Annotated in this window: 16 protein-coding genes; 10 read left to right on the top strand and 6 right to left on the bottom strand. The window is 43.6% G+C overall.

The window, feature by feature from the left end:
- Positions 1-85 precede the first annotated feature (85 nt).
- The 6 genes from ABNK31_RS00735 (at position 86) to ABNK31_RS00710 (ending at position 4,952) form a co-directional block, all read left to right on the top strand.
- On the top strand, positions 86-556 hold the full coding sequence (locus ABNK31_RS00735; protein WP_418893866.1) for a hypothetical protein: 471 nt from the start codon (positions 86-88) through the stop codon (positions 554-556).
- Positions 557-1,069: 513 nt separating this feature from the next.
- Positions 1,070-1,486, top strand: a complete 417-nt coding sequence (locus ABNK31_RS00730) for a hypothetical protein (protein ID WP_418893865.1) — start codon at positions 1,070-1,072, stop codon at positions 1,484-1,486.
- A 143-nt stretch (positions 1,487-1,629) separates the two neighbouring features.
- Entirely contained in the window at positions 1,630-2,940 is a 1,311-nt protein-coding gene (locus ABNK31_RS00725) for an ATP-binding protein (protein ID WP_418893864.1), read from the top strand.
- A 122-nt stretch (positions 2,941-3,062) separates the two neighbouring features.
- Complete coding sequence (locus ABNK31_RS00720; RefSeq protein ID WP_418893863.1) at positions 3,063-3,734, top strand: NAD(P)H-dependent oxidoreductase; 672 nt, start codon at positions 3,063-3,065, stop codon at positions 3,732-3,734.
- Positions 3,735-3,790: 56 nt separating this feature from the next.
- Positions 3,791-4,519, top strand: coding sequence for a nitroreductase family protein (locus ABNK31_RS00715; protein ID WP_418893862.1), 729 nt, complete (start codon positions 3,791-3,793; stop codon positions 4,517-4,519).
- A gap of 73 nt (positions 4,520-4,592) precedes the next feature.
- Entirely contained in the window at positions 4,593-4,952 is a 360-nt protein-coding gene (locus ABNK31_RS00710) for a Crp/Fnr family transcriptional regulator (RefSeq protein WP_418893861.1), read from the top strand.
- A 306-nt stretch (positions 4,953-5,258) separates the two neighbouring features.
- Here the strand turns inward: ABNK31_RS00710 and ABNK31_RS00705 are convergent, their stop codons facing one another.
- Together ABNK31_RS00705 and ABNK31_RS00700 are read right to left on the bottom strand one after the other, a co-directional pair.
- Complete coding sequence (locus ABNK31_RS00705; protein ID WP_418895450.1) at positions 5,259-5,696, bottom strand: SDR family NAD(P)-dependent oxidoreductase; 438 nt, start codon at positions 5,694-5,696, stop codon at positions 5,259-5,261.
- Between the two features lie 95 nt (positions 5,697-5,791).
- A complete protein-coding gene (locus ABNK31_RS00700; protein WP_418893860.1) occupies positions 5,792-6,322 on the bottom strand; it encodes an NAD(P)H-dependent oxidoreductase in 531 nt (176 codons plus the stop codon).
- Between the two features lie 90 nt (positions 6,323-6,412).
- Between ABNK31_RS00700 and ABNK31_RS00695 the strand changes: the two genes are divergently transcribed.
- From ABNK31_RS00695 to ABNK31_RS00685, 3 genes are all read left to right on the top strand, one after another.
- Positions 6,413-6,772, top strand: a complete 360-nt coding sequence (locus ABNK31_RS00695) for a winged helix-turn-helix transcriptional regulator (protein WP_418893859.1) — start codon at positions 6,413-6,415, stop codon at positions 6,770-6,772.
- An 89-nt stretch (positions 6,773-6,861) separates the two neighbouring features.
- Positions 6,862-7,248, top strand: coding sequence for a hypothetical protein (locus ABNK31_RS00690; protein ID WP_418893858.1), 387 nt, complete (start codon positions 6,862-6,864; stop codon positions 7,246-7,248).
- Between the two features lie 342 nt (positions 7,249-7,590).
- Complete coding sequence (locus tag ABNK31_RS00685) at positions 7,591-8,610, top strand: branched-chain amino acid aminotransferase (protein ID WP_418893857.1); 1,020 nt, start codon at positions 7,591-7,593, stop codon at positions 8,608-8,610.
- A gap of 46 nt (positions 8,611-8,656) precedes the next feature.
- Here ABNK31_RS00685 and ABNK31_RS00680 read toward each other — a convergent pair whose 3' ends face one another.
- Complete coding sequence (locus ABNK31_RS00680; protein ID WP_418893856.1) at positions 8,657-9,124, bottom strand: CYTH domain-containing protein; 468 nt, start codon at positions 9,122-9,124, stop codon at positions 8,657-8,659.
- 423 nt (positions 9,125-9,547) lie between these two features.
- Here ABNK31_RS00680 and mfd point away from each other — a divergent pair, with 423 nt between their 5' ends.
- Entirely contained in the window at positions 9,548-12,877 is a 3,330-nt protein-coding gene (gene mfd / locus ABNK31_RS00675; RefSeq protein ID WP_418895449.1) for a transcription-repair coupling factor, read from the top strand.
- A gap of 22 nt (positions 12,878-12,899) precedes the next feature.
- On the opposite strand, the gene ABNK31_RS00670 is transcribed toward mfd, so the two are convergent.
- The 3 genes from ABNK31_RS00670 to ABNK31_RS00660 form a co-directional block, all read right to left on the bottom strand.
- A complete protein-coding gene (locus ABNK31_RS00670; protein WP_418893855.1) occupies positions 12,900-13,718 on the bottom strand; it encodes a metal ABC transporter permease in 819 nt (272 codons plus the stop codon).
- A gap of 145 nt (positions 13,719-13,863) precedes the next feature.
- Entirely contained in the window at positions 13,864-15,096 is a 1,233-nt protein-coding gene (aroA, locus tag ABNK31_RS00665; RefSeq protein WP_418893854.1) for a 3-phosphoshikimate 1-carboxyvinyltransferase, read from the bottom strand.
- A gap of 127 nt (positions 15,097-15,223) precedes the next feature.
- Complete coding sequence (locus ABNK31_RS00660) at positions 15,224-15,985, bottom strand: YaaA family protein (RefSeq protein ID WP_418893853.1); 762 nt, start codon at positions 15,983-15,985, stop codon at positions 15,224-15,226.
- Positions 15,986-16,053 lie beyond the last annotated feature (68 nt).

Below are 16,053 nucleotides of genomic sequence, written 5' to 3'. Positions count from 1 at the left end.
GGAATCTTAATTAGTCGATCACAAGAGTGCTAAGTAAAAACCTGTAAGACTATTAACGATAACAAAAATAAAATCTGGTCAGCTTATGAATTTAATCGAACATAAAATCTGGTTGTTGTGTATAGCATTCCTTTTCTTTACTGGTTGTAATAATGATATCATCCAAGAGATCGATGAACCGTTGAGCATAAAATTTGAGGTTTACTACACATTACGTGGAGATACATTACCGGATATCGGAGCAAAAGTTTTTGCTTACTACAATATAAATCAGTCCGATATTTTAGATTATAATATCAATAATGACGGAAGTCTTATCAACACGAACAAAAGTACAAGCATTATTTATCCGGACACGCAAAATAAAATAGAGGAAACCGGTAAATTTACACTTATTCCACCTAAAGGAACAGAGAGTCTTTTAGTCATTATTTGGAGTGATTTTTATAAAGATCGTGATTTGAAATCCCTTTTTACAGAATACGATTTTTATTATCATGGCGCTGATCAATCAGTCAAGTTGTACTTCATGGAGAAGAATCACGGTATTGAATGAAAATAGCCAAGTTATTTCCAAATTAAAAATTAGTTTATTTGTCCAAGTTAATGCTCTTATCATTAGCTTGGGCAACTTTTTTATATACTATCCTACCTCATCGGGGCGAGTTTCCGGGCTCCGAACAATGAAGTTTATTTTTTTGATAAACACTAAATGTAATGTTAACCGGCTAACAGCTAAAATCCGCGAAAAAAGTTGTTTCGTATATAAAAAAAACGATACCTTTGTCGCGGATTACGCTGCAGCGTAATCCGTAGAAATATAAAACGAGAAGCGTTTTAGTTATTGTCCTGTGTGCAGAATCTCACAAATTTAGCTACAGTTTCAGGTAATAGCAGTAACGCTCCGCGCCTTTTTGGCGTGGGGCTGTTGCTTTACGGAGACTGGGGCTTTGTGAGAGCCTTGCACACAGTAAATGCTAACAGTTCCTGCGCCTCTTTTTTTCACTCATACCGGACTTGGGGAACGGCGAGGTAACAACCTAATCGATTGTTTTATGTATGAATAACGATGAAAAAGCATGCCGACAAACCGAACCGGAAACACTCCGTTGAACCGCTGTTTCCCCACACCCGTATCTACCGGATGCACTGCCCTCACTGCGGAGCCGAAGTAGACTACACGCTCGAGATGCAGTATCATAAGAAACTCATTTGCCTGTCGTGCGGCAAAGACGTCCCCAATCCGCTTTACGATCTTTCCGACCCGTATAACATCCGGCGAAGAGCCCGCCGTTATTTCCGTTGGTTTATTATAGGTATGGCCTTGATCGGGCTGCTGGGGCTGGGGCTCAGCTCCATTTATCGCGATTACCCGCCAAAGGTGAAACCATCCATCACAATAAACAGTGACGAATGGCTTTATGACCTCCACGACTACCGGCAAGACATGGACAGTATGCGCCGGCATAAAGAAATGACAAGGTGACAGGAATGACAAAGGGACAAATGGATTATCCCGCATCTTATTTAACGGAAGTTATTTTAATGGCCATTAAAATAACCCGGGAAAAATAATAGCAATTTGAGTAATCCGTATTATTTTTGTAATTCATAAATAAGAATATAGATATGAAATTTTACAACAGGATAAAAGAATTGGAAATATTAGCCCGCACATCGGAGCAATCGAAAAAAAGCGCTTGCTTTACCGTCATGGTTGGACGTCGCCGTGTCGGTAAGACGGCCCTTTTGCTGGAATCCGTAAAAGGACAGAAATATCTGTATCTGTTTGTGTCCCGTAAAAGTGAATCGCTCCTTTGCGAGCAGTTCCAAAAAGATGCGGCAGATGCTTTAGGGATACAAATCTTTGGTACGATTACCCGCTTGAAAGACCTTTTTGAGCAGTTCCTGATTTTTGCTACGCAAGAACATTATACACTTATTATCGATGAATTTCAGGAATTTGACAATGTGAATTCCTCTATATTCAGTGATCTTCAGAATCTTTGGGATCAGTATAAAGACAAGGTCAAAATCAACTTTATCGCTTCCGGCTCCATCTATTCGATGATGATGAAGATTTTTGAGAACAGGAAAGAACCGCTCTTCGGCCGTCTCACCTCAAAAATAACGCTGCAACCTTTCGCTGTCAGCGTAATAAAGGAAATCTTGAACGATTATAATCCTAAATATACTTCGGAAGATCTTCTATGCCTCTATATGCTGACAGGTGGAATTCCCAAATATATCAATCTTCTGATGGAAGCGGGGGCCGTTACAAAGGATAAAATGCTGAATATGGCGACACGCCCCGATTCCCCTTTTATTGCAGAAGGGAAAGAATTGCTCATCTCCGAGTTTGGGAAAGAATATGGAATCTATTTTTCCATCCTACAGTTAATCGCTTCCGGAAAAACGACCCAAAGTGAAATAGATTCCATTATAGGGAAAAATACAGGGGCTTATCTGGTCAATTTAGAGAAGGGATACTCCCTTATTACGAAAAACAAACCGATGTTTTCAAAACCGGAAAGCCGGAAAAACCGCTGGAGCCTGAATGATCATTACCTTCGTTTCTGGTTCCGGTTTATTTTCCCGAACCAGTCATTAATCGAAATGGGAAAATACGAATTGCTCCGTGAGTCCATCGATAAAAGCTATGAGCAGTATAGCGGTTCGGTTCTGGAAAAATATTTCCGGGCGAAGATGGCGGAAGAAGAAAGAATAACCGCCATCGGCAACTATTGGGATAGGAAAGGAGAAAATGAAATTGACCTGATCGCTCTGAATGATTTGGACAAAACGGCTATCGTTGCCGGGATAAAACGGAATCCCAAAAAGATTGACATGACCCTACTCCAAGCAAAGGCCGATTCAATAAAAAAAGAATTGGCAAAATATGACGTGGAATTAAGAGGCTTATCCCTGAAGGAAATGTAACTCTATTGAAAAAAGAAGAACGGCATGGTATGGCCACCCCAAAAGATACCGAAAGATATCCGGTAAATACCGGTTTATACAATATTTTAGGTATATCTTTGCCGGACTAACAGAAATAAAATATGAAAATATTAATTGTATTCGCTCATCCGGAGCCGAAAAGTTTTAATGGCGCATTGTATCGCACCGCAGTTGAAACCTTGCAAGAACAAGGGCACGAAGTAAAAACGTCCGATTTATACCAGATGAATTTCAACCCCGTTTCGGACCGAAGTAATTTTACGACCGTCAAAGACCACTCATTCCTGAAGTTAGGAATGGAGGAAATATATGCTACGGAGCATGACGGTTTTGCAGCGGACATTCACACCGAACAGGAAAAACTGGAATGGTGCGACCTGCTCATCTGGCAATTCCCATTGTGGTGGTTTTCCGTCCCGGCTATCCTGAAAGGTTGGACCGACCGTGTGTTCGCAGCGGGAAAAATTTACGGCGCAGGCCGCATTCCCTATGTAAGCGGAAAATTCAAAGGCAAAAAAGCGCTGCTGTCCCTCACCACAGGCAGTTCCGAAAGTTATTATGTGAAAGACGGGGATTACGGAGATATTAACGGGATACTAAAGCCCATACATCGCGGAATTTTGGAATATGTCGGATTTTCCGTCCTGCAACCGCAGTTGAACTATGAAGTTGCCCACCTAACGGATGCGGAAAGAAAGGTACTCTTGCAAAAATGGAGCGAAAGGCTGAAAACGATTTTCGAGGAGGAAGAAATGCAAGTCGGAAAATATTAATGCATATATTCGCAGGCTGAAAGACTGCTTAAAAAGAATACGATAATTTGTAGAATATGAATTTAGAAGAAGTATTGAATTACCGTCGCTCGGTACGGGTTTACGATAGAGAAAAAGACATCGATACGGACAAAGTGAGGCATTGCATCGAATTGGCGACCTTAGCGCCGAATAGTTCGAACATGCAATTATGGGAGTTTTATCACATCACCACACCTGCGCTTATCGAAAAGATGGCGGTAGCCTGTCTTGACCAAAAAGCCGTGTCGACCGCACCGGAGTTAGTCGTTTTTGTAACCCGCCAGGATCTCTATAAAAAACGGGCGAAATCTATTATTGATTTTGAAAGGGGAAACATTCGACGAAACAGTCCCAAGGAGCGTCAGGAAAAACGGATAAAAGACCGGGAACTGTATTATGGAACATTGATGCCGTTTCTGTATGCGCGGTTTTTCGGCATTCTGGGACTTTTCAGGAAATTATTGACCGGTATTGTCGGCCTTTTTCGCCCGATGGTGCGTCAGGTTTCCGAAAGCGATATGCGTGCCGTGGTTCAAAAGACCTGCGGACTTGCGGCTCAAACATTCATGATAGCCATGGCCGATGAAGGTTATGATACCTGTCCCTTGGAAGGGTTCGACAGTAAACGGGTGAAAAAACTCCTTCGCTTACCTCGCGGAGCAGGGATCAATATGGTTATTTCCTGCGGAGTACGAAAAGGCAACGAAGGCATTTGGGGCGAACGGTTCAGAGTTCCGTTTGAAGAAGTCTATCATAAAATATAAGTTGCCGGTTATCAGCCGTCGACCAACATCCTGCATAAAGATCATTGTTTTAGGAACGGCAAGCCGCTGACAAATGATGAAATCTTCTCACACCAATCCCGAAGGGAAAGAGCATATAATACAATTTGCTTTGGAAAATTGGTGGATAACAGACCCACAGGCGTTCCATAACAGCACCAAAGCTACCTTAAACGTTGACTGTTTGGAAGACACAAAAGTTCTTGCCATTTCATTGGAAAACAGAGAAAAGTTATGTAAGGAACTTCAAAAAATGGAATACTTTTTTCTAAAGAAAACAACCGCAGGATATATTGCCTTACAAAAAAGGATTTTATGCCTTATCAGCAGTACGGCTACCGAACGCTATTATAATTTACTGGCCCAATACCCGGGACTTATCCAACGGATACCCAAACAAATGGTAGCTTCTTAATACGGTTGTAGATACTTTGGAACGCATAGCAAACGAAACAGGAACCCGTTTCCAATATTGTCATCGGGGCAAGAAATGAACAGCAACTGATCGAAAACTTGGGCGCAGTCGATTGGTCTTTGTCAAAAGAACATTTGACCGAACTGAATACCCTTACCGCCCAAACGCCTATTTAGCCGCATTGGGTCGGAGAGCGGTAAAATTGCGATAAATTACCAACCGCAGACGGACAGAGCTACAACACGGAACTTTGCTCATCCCGTTATTCCCTCCTCGTTCGAAAACAAGGGGGAGGGGATGGCGGTTTTATCGTATAAAACGACTCCCGATTCGTTGCAGATATTCCTCTATCGAATTATTTGAACGCAAATCAAGAATTTCTTTTGCATCGCCGCCTACAAGATTTCTGAAGGAATCAATCTCGCCTGTGGCCAACTTATACACCGTCTTAACGATATCCTCCATATCCGTATGCGGGCAATGGATATCAGTGGCCTTACTTTCCAAATAAGTGTTTAAACATTCATTTATTTCACCATATACCGAATTTTTTCCCGGCTGAATCATGAATGCATTTGCTCCTAATGAAGAACGGAAACCTCCCGGTTCTACCAAATGAATATCTATATTCTGTGATTTTAACTCGTAATAGACGCCTTCGCTTAAACCTTCCAATGCAAATTTCGACATAGCATAAACAGATGACAACGGAATATCTACACTTAATCCGATTGAAGAACTTATATTAATGATTTTCCTAAACCTGAACTTGTTCCGGTTATGAATACTGTTCTTTTCATTTTTGATGTTTTGTTGAGAAACGATTATTTATTAGCTTCTTAGAGAGATTCGATGAAATCGATATATGCCGGCACGCTTTTTTCTATCCGCTCCTTCGAGGCATTTAATTCAATACCGTAATAAGCATAAAAGAATTTATAATCCGCCCTTACGTACTTAAATGTCAGTTCAAAAGGAGCCGTAAGTTCTTTCAGCGTGTACCTCCACGTACCTTCAGCGGAATATGCCTTTTCATCAATTCCCGCCGATAGGGCCAATGCGACTTTCTTTCCGGCGACTTTATATCCGCTTTTGCTTCCGTAAGCCCAACCATAGGTCAATACTTCATCAAACCATTTTTTCAGTAACGGAGGAGAACTGAACCAGTACAACGGAAATTGAAACACGATTTTATCATGAGATTCAATAAGCTGCTGCTCTCTTTCAATATCTATTTTTCCGTCAGGATAAGACGCATACAAATCGTGTACGGAATACCTTTCGGGATATTTTTGTAATTCTTCTATCCAGCGTTTGTTGATAACCGATTTTTCTAAATTCGGGTGAGTAACGATGACCAAAGTTTTCATTTTACCAATCATTTTATTGCAAAAATACAAATATTACCTGCAATAATGTATATTTGCAACCAATTGTATGGTACCGACAAAAATGTAAGTATGAGTAAAATAAAGGAAACATCGACCCATTACGAAAATAAAAAGAACTTGGGTTCGGAATGCACGGAAATTTATGCTGCAAATCTCATCGGCGGACAGTGGACGTTAGCGATATGTTGTCATTTGGCGAATGGAAAGTTGCGTTTCGGAGAACTTAGAAAACGCATCCCGAATATTACTGAACGCATGCTGACCCTTCAACTGCGGAAAATGGAACAAAATAAATTGGTGAAACGGACGGTATACGCCCAAGTGCCGCCACGGGTGGAATACGAACTTACAGAAAGCGCATTGCAACTGAATCCTATTTTAAAACAGTTGGAAGAATGGGGCAAAAAGCACAGAAAAACAATGGACTGACGAATGCAGGTTTGAACAAAAATATTTGCATATCCCATTATTATATTGTTTTTTTTGTATGTAAAACAGAGAGGTACATAAAAACAAAAATGGCAGGCTTAATTTTTGACGGACAGTTGGACACAAAAAGGAAGTCGCTTAGGGCGCATCTCGAAATCTATTCTTTCATAGAAAACGGAATATATATTGTATATTGTCCTGCCCTTGACCTTTCCGCCTACGGACAAACGGAGGAAGAAGCGAAAAGAACTTTCGAAAAAACATTTGAAATGCACTTTTCCTATTGTCTCAACGAGAATTCTCTGTATGAAGACCTGAAAGCACACGGATGGAATATCAGGGGAAAGAAATCGAAAGATATTAAAGCTCCCGGAATCGATGCAATGATTAAAAACAATCCGGTACTGAGGGATATCCTCTATCATAAAGAATATTCGAAATACAATACGGAAGTTTCCATTCCTGACTTCGCTTGATGTCGACACAGAAATTATCGAATGTAAAGCTATCTGACTACCGTGAATTCCTTTCGAAATTGAGCCTGTGCCCGAATTTATCATCAAAAATGCCCTTCGAAATTTACATCTCACAAAAAAAAGATTTTTTCGATACCCTGTTCAACGATAAATAAATTCTCCGTATAGAACGTGTCGTATCCTAACAACGGCCCTAATTATACAATAACCGACATGAAGCACTTCTTAACCTATAAGGAAAGAAATGCTGAACTATTTTGGGAATGAATGGACTAACGAACGCATAAAAAGCGTATATTTGCAATTCTATCGATATAAAACAGACAATAAAAAGATTAAAACATGGACACAATTAACTGGTCGGATTTATCATTCGGATATATGAAAACCGATTATAACGTCCGGAGTTATTTCCGTGACGGAAAATGGAGCGAACCTCAACTGGAAACATCGGAGTTCCTGAATATCCACATGGCGGCAACTTGCCTGCATTACGGACAAGAAGCTTTCGAAGGACTAAAAGCTTTTAAAGGAAAAGACGGTAAGATACGCATCTTCCGCATGCACGAAAATGCACTGCGCCTGCAATCGTCGTGCCGCGGCATCCTGATGGCCGAACTGCCGGTGGAACGGTTTGAAGAAATGGTGGTATTGGCAGTTGAAAAGAACAAACGTTTTGTTCCTCCTTACGAAAGCGGTGCTTCTTTATATATCCGTCCGCTACTTATCGGCACCAGCGCACAAGTAGGCGTAAAACCTGCTCACGAATATCTCTTCCTGATTTTAGTGACCCCGGTAGGGCCGTATTTCAAAGAAGGATTCAAACCGACCCCGATGGTTATCCTTCGTCAATACGACCGTGCAGCCCCGCTGGGCACCGGCATATACAAAGTAGGCGGCAATTATGCGGCCAGCTTGGTGGCAGGTGAAAAAGCGCACGAAGGCGGCTACTCCGCCGTACTTTATTTGGATGCTAAAGAGAAAAAATATATCGACGAATGCGGTCCGGCCAATTTCTTCGCCATTAAAAACCGGACGTACATTACACCGGAATCGACTTCCATCCTTCCGTCCATCACCAACAAAAGCCTGATGCAACTCGCAGAGGATATGGGACTGAAAGTGGAACGGCGTCATATTCCCGAAGAGGAACTCGCCACGTTTGAAGAAGCGGGCGCCTGCGGCACGGCTGCGGTAATCAGTCCCATCTTGCGGATCGATGATCCCGACGCGGGAAAATCGTATGCCTTCTGTAAAGACGGCAAAGCGGGCCCGATATCGGAACAACTTTATCACAAACTGAGGGCTATTCAATACGGCGATGAGCCGGACACCCACGGATGGGTAACGATTCTTGACTAAAGGTTATAACGAGGATGCCGCTTTGGCGACACCCTCGTCCTTTTTTCTACCATTTCTTATAAGGATGTTGCGATAGGTACGCATTGTAATACCGGATATCACCTGTCACTTCCTTACCCAACCATGAAGGCGGAGTAAACGCTTCATTTTCGTGCGTCAGCTCGACTTCGGCAAAAACGAGTCCTTCGTTATCGCCGTAAAACTCATCGACCTCCAGGGTATGCGCTCCGGCTTTCACCAGATAACGGGTCTTATCGATCACTCCCTGTGCACACAAGCGGAGCATCTCGTCAGCATCCGCCAAAGGAATCTCATACTCCCATTCGTAGCGGGTGAACCGATCCTTTACCGCACCGCTCTTGATGGTCAGGAACCCTTTGTCGTCCCTTACGCGCACACGTACGACATTCTCTTTCGAGACCGACAAATAGCCTTGCTGGATGCGATATTGTTTAAAAGCGAATGATTTATATTCCCCGTTTACGAGAAATTTTCGTTCTATTTCGTAGCCCATACTGTATTTTTTTGATAACGATATCCCTGCGGACGGCACCTATTGACGGCAAATATACGCTTTATGGGGGAAAGTAAAAAAACTATGTTTTTATAACTCTCGTAATCACTACGAATGAAAATAAAAACATAGTTAAGATTTTGGTTGGATAAAAAATCAATGCGCGTAATTCTATCTGTAATTACTTAGTGACAAAGATATCGTTTTAGCATCATTTCAAAGTCGATTAGCTTTGAAAAATCAAAAATGGGGAAATTTTCCACACCTGACCGGAGACTGATGACCGGAGACCGGAGACTGGAGACTGGAGACCGGGGAAAAGACGAAAGAGCGATTCACTTCGCAAATAATTTAAAAAAGCGTATCTTTGTGCCCGAAATAAAATTCTCTCACGTTTTGGATATTGTTCAATTGCAACAATTGATGGATGGCCATCCGAATGTTTCGGCTGCGAGCAAATTACTGAAGGAAGTAATGACTTTATCGGTAAAGGGTTTGCACGGATCATCGCGTGCCTTGTTTGCCGTATCGCTATTCCGCAAACAACCCAATCCATCCCTATTTATTTTCAACGATCTGGAAACGGCCGGATATTTTTATCACGACTTAACCCAAATAACCGGCACGGGGGATATCCTTTTCTTCCCTTCGGCCTATAAACGCGCGGCGAAGTACGGACAAATCGATGCGGCTAACCAAATCCTGCGAACCGAAACGCTCTCCCGCCTGCAAGAAGACGGACGCCCGCTGCTCATTGTCTCTTATCCCGACGCATTGGCCGAAAAGACCGTCTCGCAACAAACGCTGCAAGAAAATACATTAACGGTTTCAACGGGTGAAAAAGTCGATTCGTCATTCGTTGCGGAAGTGCTCGATTCGTATGGCTTCCAATATGTCGATTATGTCTATGAACCGGGCCAATATGCCACACGGGGAAGCATTCTGGATGTGTTTTCTTTCTCAAGCGAACTTCCGTATCGTATCGATTTTTTCGGAGATGAAATCGAAACCATCCGCAGCTTCGATGTGGAGACGCAACTTTCGAAAGAGAAGTTTTCGGAGATACGCATCGTGCCTGAATTCGGTACGGCAAAAGATAAAAATGCCACGCTTTTCGATTTGTTGCCGGAGCAAACCATTATTGCCACGGAAGATATGCGCTGGATCGAAAGCCGCATCGAATCAATCTATCATGATGAATTAAAAATAAATCCTCCAGACGAGGAATTTATAAAGGCGGATTTATTGTCAAAAGAAGAATTCCTATCGGCGATACAGCCTTTCCGGAAACTCCGGTTCGACACTAATTTATTAGATCCGGCGGATGCGGCCCTGCAATTCGAGACCTCTCCCCAACCTCTGTTTCACAAAAACTTCGACCTGCTATCCGAGTCCCTGCAAGAATTCCTGCAAAAGGGCTACACGATATATATCCTGAGCGACAGCGAAAAGCAACATCAACGCCTGCGCGACATCTTCCACGACAGAGGCGATGCTATTCCTTTTACTCCTATTAATAAAACGCTGCACGAAGGCTTCTCGGAAGATTCGATGAAAATATGTTGCTTCACCGATCACCAGATATTCAATCGCTTTCACAAATTCAGCCTGAAATCGGAAAAGGCGCGTTCGGGAAAGATCGCGTTGACGCTCAAAGAAATCAATCAATTGCAACCGGGGGATTATGTAGTGCATCTCGACCACGGCATCGGCAAATTTGCCGGATTGGTACGCATGCGCATCGGCGACAAAATACAGGAAGTCATCAAACTGACGTATCTGAACAACGATGCGGTATTCGTTTCGATTCATTCCTTGCATAAAATATCGAAATACAAAGGGCGCGAAGGAGACAGCCCGCAACTCAGCAAATTGGGGTCCGGCGCATGGGAGCGCACGAAAGAACGGACCAAATCGAAAATAAAAGATATCGCCCGCGACCTTATTAAACTCTATGCACAGCGGCAGCACGAAAAGGGTTACGCCTTTTCGAAAGACACGTATTTGCAAAATGAATTGGAGGCTTCGTTTATTTATGAGGATACCCCCGACCAACTCAAAGCTACGCAAGACGTGAAGAACGATATGGAAAGCGAGCGCCCGATGGATCGCCTGGTATGCGGCGATGTCGGTTTCGGGAAAACCGAAGTCGCTATCAGGGCGGCATTTAAAGCCGCAACCGACGGTAAACAAGTGGCGGTGCTCGTGCCGACAACCACTTTGGCAACGCAACACTATCATACCTTTCACGACCGGCTGTCCGACTTTCCGGTGACCGTAGATTATATTAGCCGTGCGCGCACCTATAAGGAGCAAAAAGCGATTCTAACCGACTTGAAAGAGGGGAAAATCGATATTCTCATCGGCACGCACCGCCTCATAGGCAAAGACGTGCAGTTTCACGATTTGGGATTGCTCATTGTCGACGAAGAGCAAAAGTTCGGCGTATCGACGAAAGAGAAACTCAAGCAACTCAAAACGAATGTCGACACCCTCACGATGACGGCAACGCCTATTCCGCGCACGTTACAGTTTTCGCTGATGGGCTCGCGTGATTTTTCGACCATCACCACGCCTCCTCCCAACCGTTATCCGGTACAGACGGAAGTCCATCCGTTCGATATCGAAATTATTAAAGAAGCGATTCAGTTCGAATTGAACCGCAACGGACAAGTATTCATTATCAACAATCGGATTCAACATATCTACGAGTTGGAAACACTCATCAAAAGAGAAATTCCGGATGTACGCGTTGCGGTAGGACACGGACAAATGGAGCCCAAAAAGCTGGAGTCGGTCATCACCGATTTTGTGCATTACGATTATGATGTCTTGATCGCTACGACCATCATAGAGTCAGGCATCGACATTCCGAACGTCAACACCATCTTGGTTGTGAATGCGCAAAACTTCGGACTAAGCGAGTTGCACCAACTTCGCGGACGCGTAGGGCGCAGCAACCGTAAGGCTTTCTGCTATCTTTTAGCGCCGCCGTTATATACGCTTACCACCGATGCACGGCGACGACTGCAAGCGATCGAAAACTTTTCGGAGTTAGGCAGCGGCATTCACATTGCCATGCAAGACCTCGACATCCGAGGCGCCGGCAATCTGTTGGGCGCTGAACAAAGCGGATTTATCGCCGACCTCGGATATGAAACGTATCAAAAAATCCTTGCCGAGGCGGTACAGGAATTACGCAAAGAAGAGTTTGCCGATCTTTACAGAGAACAACCATCAAATAACGGGGAAGAGTTCTTCACCGAAGAGGTACCGGTGGAAAGCGATCTCGAACTGATGTTTCCGGTCACTTATATCCCGAACGATGCGGAACGGATTGCCATTTATCGCGAACTCGACACGATGGAAACGGAAACACAGATTCTCGACTTCATCCTCAAGTTGGAAGATCGTTTCGGTAAGATTCCGGCACAAGGCAGGGAGTTGATCCGCATTGTGCGGTTGCGGCGTTTGGCCCGATCATTGGGGATAGAAAAGATCATGTTGAAAAACGGGCAAATGACGCTCCAGCTTATCTCCGACGGACAATCGCCTTATTACCGCTCCGGCGCTTTCGACAAACTCCTGTTTTATATCCAAGCGCACGCGAGAGTCTGTCAACTTCGCGAAAAGAATAAAAAACGATCGGTGAGTATTAAAAACGTCTCTTCGGTCGAAACGGCCTGTGCTATTCTCGAAGAAATAAAAGAAATACAAAGTGTGAGCGTTTCCGACAATGTGACGACAAAATAGATTTCTTCTTGTCTCTTTATTCTTATCGACGGGTAAAGCGGATAGCCTTCAGTCCTTTCGCAACAAAAAACATCAACATGAGAACGAAGATAATAAATGCTCCGGAAGGGATATTCAGGAAGTAAGACAGAAACAAGCCCACAACACATCCCACAAAACTAATGCCGACCGATAAATAAATAATTTTGGAATAATTGGATGTGAACAGGTTGGCCGTCATTTGCGGGACGGTAATCAACGACATCAGCAACACAATCCCCACTAAACGGATACTGAGCACGATAGTCACCGAGATAAAAAGCATCATGGCATACTCGATAAGCTGGGTGGCAATCCTGCGGGTTCTGGCAAACTCGGCATCGAACGACACCGACACAATCTGATGATAATGCGTAATAAAAAATACGATCAGAATGATTGAAAGAATCACCAACGAAAATATATCTAGCCGGGTGATTGTCAGTATATTCCCAAACAAAAACTCCGATAAGTTGGGGGCATACCCGGGCGTAAGAAAGGTGAGGATGATACCGACGGCCATTCCGAAAGACCAAAATACGCCTATCGCCGAATCTTCGCGCACGCCCTGCCTTCGCGACAACCATTGTATGCCGAAAGCCGACAAAACCGAAAAGATCATTGCTGAGAAAATAGGATTCAATCCGAAAAACAACCCTACACCCAATCCGCCGAAAGAGGCATGCGTAATTCCTCCGCTTATAAAAACCAATCGCCTGGTCACAATATATGTGCCGATCAGCCCGCAGGCGATGCTGGCGAATAAACTTCCCCACAGAGCATTCTGAAAAAAAGTATAGTGAAACAAGTCCTGAAAATACATCTTTTTATTATGGTTTATCGAAAGCTACACCTCCCTCTAACCGATTCATTTCGTTTGACGGATAATCTTCTTCGCTATTTTTTTATCCGCTAGACCGGTTGGACCGACCTAACGGGGCATTCCGGAACTTGCGCCGGCGAAAGAATCATTCTATCTTTTCGATCCTAAATCCTGCGCTCTTCAAATCGTTCCAGAAATTGGGATAAGACTTGTTGACAACCTTGGGGTCGTTAATAATGATGGAATTATAGCGAATCGCCGCAGGAGCGAAAGACATAGCCATTCGATGATCGTCATAAGTGTCGATGAGCGGATTTACTTCCGGGAAACTTCGTTCCCCGTCCCACTCCATCATTCCTATATCCGTTTCTTTCAACACAAACCCCAGCTTCTTGAGTTCCGTCATTAATGCCAATATACGATCGGTTTCTTTAATGCGCAAACTTTGAATGCCTGAAAAAAGAAAGGGTATATTCAGAAAGCAACATGTCGTGGCAAACGTCTGTACCAAATCGGGTTGATCGACGAAATCGTGGAAGAACTTTTTAGAACGTTCTTTCGTTTTGCGAATGACGATACCCTTGTCGAAGAACTCGGTCGAAACGCCTAAATAGGAAAAAAGCGTTACAACGGCCGAATCACCCTGCCAACTGTCCTTTTCCAACCCGAGAAGGGTTACCTGTGCATCGGGATCGTCGCTGAGCGCCGTCATCGCATACCAATACGAAGCCGCCGACCAGTCCGATTCGACCGTCATCGATACGGGCGTATAATCCTGATGCTTGATGATGATATCGTTGTCTTCCCACTTAGCGGTTATTCCGAATTTTTTCATCATGCTCAAAGTCAATTGCACATAGGGCTTCGAAACAATCTCCTTTTCGATATGTACAATCAACCCGTTTTCCATTAAAGGAGCAATCATAAGTAACGCCGAGATAAACTGCGAACTGATATTTCCCGAAAGATACACTTCGCCCCCCTTCAAACGGCGGCCCTTTATTTTCAACGGCGGATAGCCTTCCTTTTCGAGATATTCAATCTCCGCCCCGAGCGCTGTAAGCGCATCTACTAACGGGTGGATAGGACGTTCGTGCATCCGCTTCGACCCTCTTATAATCCATTCGCCTTCCATACCGGCGAGGAAAGCCGTCAAAAAGCGCATCGCCGTTCCGGCAGCCTTCACATCAAAAATATTGGAGTTGGAGTTGAACGTATCGATAATCACGCGCGTATCTTCGCAATCCGACAGGTTCTTTATAGGAAGAGTACTCAAACTCAATGCATTTATAATCAACGCCCGGTTACTGATGCTTTTGGATGCGGGCAAATGGACGGTTGTTCGTAATGTAGTTGGAGGATATACTTTGTATTGCATGCCTGCGGGTATTTTTTTACAAAAGTAATAAATAATGAGGATGAGTCCTCATCAAAATAGAAAATCTATCTCTTTTTTACTTCTTTTAATGACAACCGTCTTGGCATACCTGTCTATCGGTCGGAATCTACCGGACAAAAATCCATTTATCCTTTTTCGAAAGAGACGGATAAAAGAAATACCCTTCATAATCAAATGCTTTTACATCTTCGGAAGTCGATAATTTATTTTTAATGATAAAACGGCTCATCATGCCGCGCGCCTTCTTCGTATGAACGACAACTTGTTTAAAGCGATCGGCTTCTTGTTGCAAGAAGTTCATTTCGATGATCCGCGTTCCTTCCGGAAGGAGGTCTTTTCTCAACACTTTCGAATACTCGGCGGAAGAGACGTTGATAATAGTCTTATCGTCTTGTTTTAACTTGTCGGCAAGATAATCATTTAACGTTTTCTGCCAGAAATCATAAAGGCTTTTATATCCTTTAGGCGATATGTTACGCTGGAATTCAAGCCGATAAGGCTTAATCCGATCGAAAGGCCGCAGGATGCCGTACAAACCGGAACAGATATTCAGATGCTCTTGGGCGAACACGGCATCGGCAGAAGTAAAATCGTGCGCATTCAACCCCTTATACGCAATACCGTTATAAGCCAATGCTGCCGCCCGGCGAGGCGTACTCGCAAAATCGAAACTTTGAAAATAGCTGTGCACATCATACGCCATATCGTTACTGATTTTCATTTTCACTGCAATATTTTCAGGCGATAACGTACGACACACGTCAACAAGTTGTGCCGTTTTATCTGCAAACAATGGATCGGAAGTCTGTAGGCTGTCTGCCGTGCAATCGAAGTTCATCAACTTGGCAGGAGAGAGAAAAATTTGCATTTAATCTATTTCTTTAAAACAGAAGACCCTAACTCTTCCCTTAGTATAAGGGGAGCACCGCGAAGCGG

This window comes from Limibacterium fermenti (assembly GCF_041902845.1).
In the GTDB taxonomy this organism is placed as follows: domain Bacteria; phylum Bacteroidota; class Bacteroidia; order Bacteroidales; family Dysgonomonadaceae; genus Limibacterium; species Limibacterium fermenti.
This window is presented reverse-complemented; position numbering and strand designations above follow the sequence as displayed.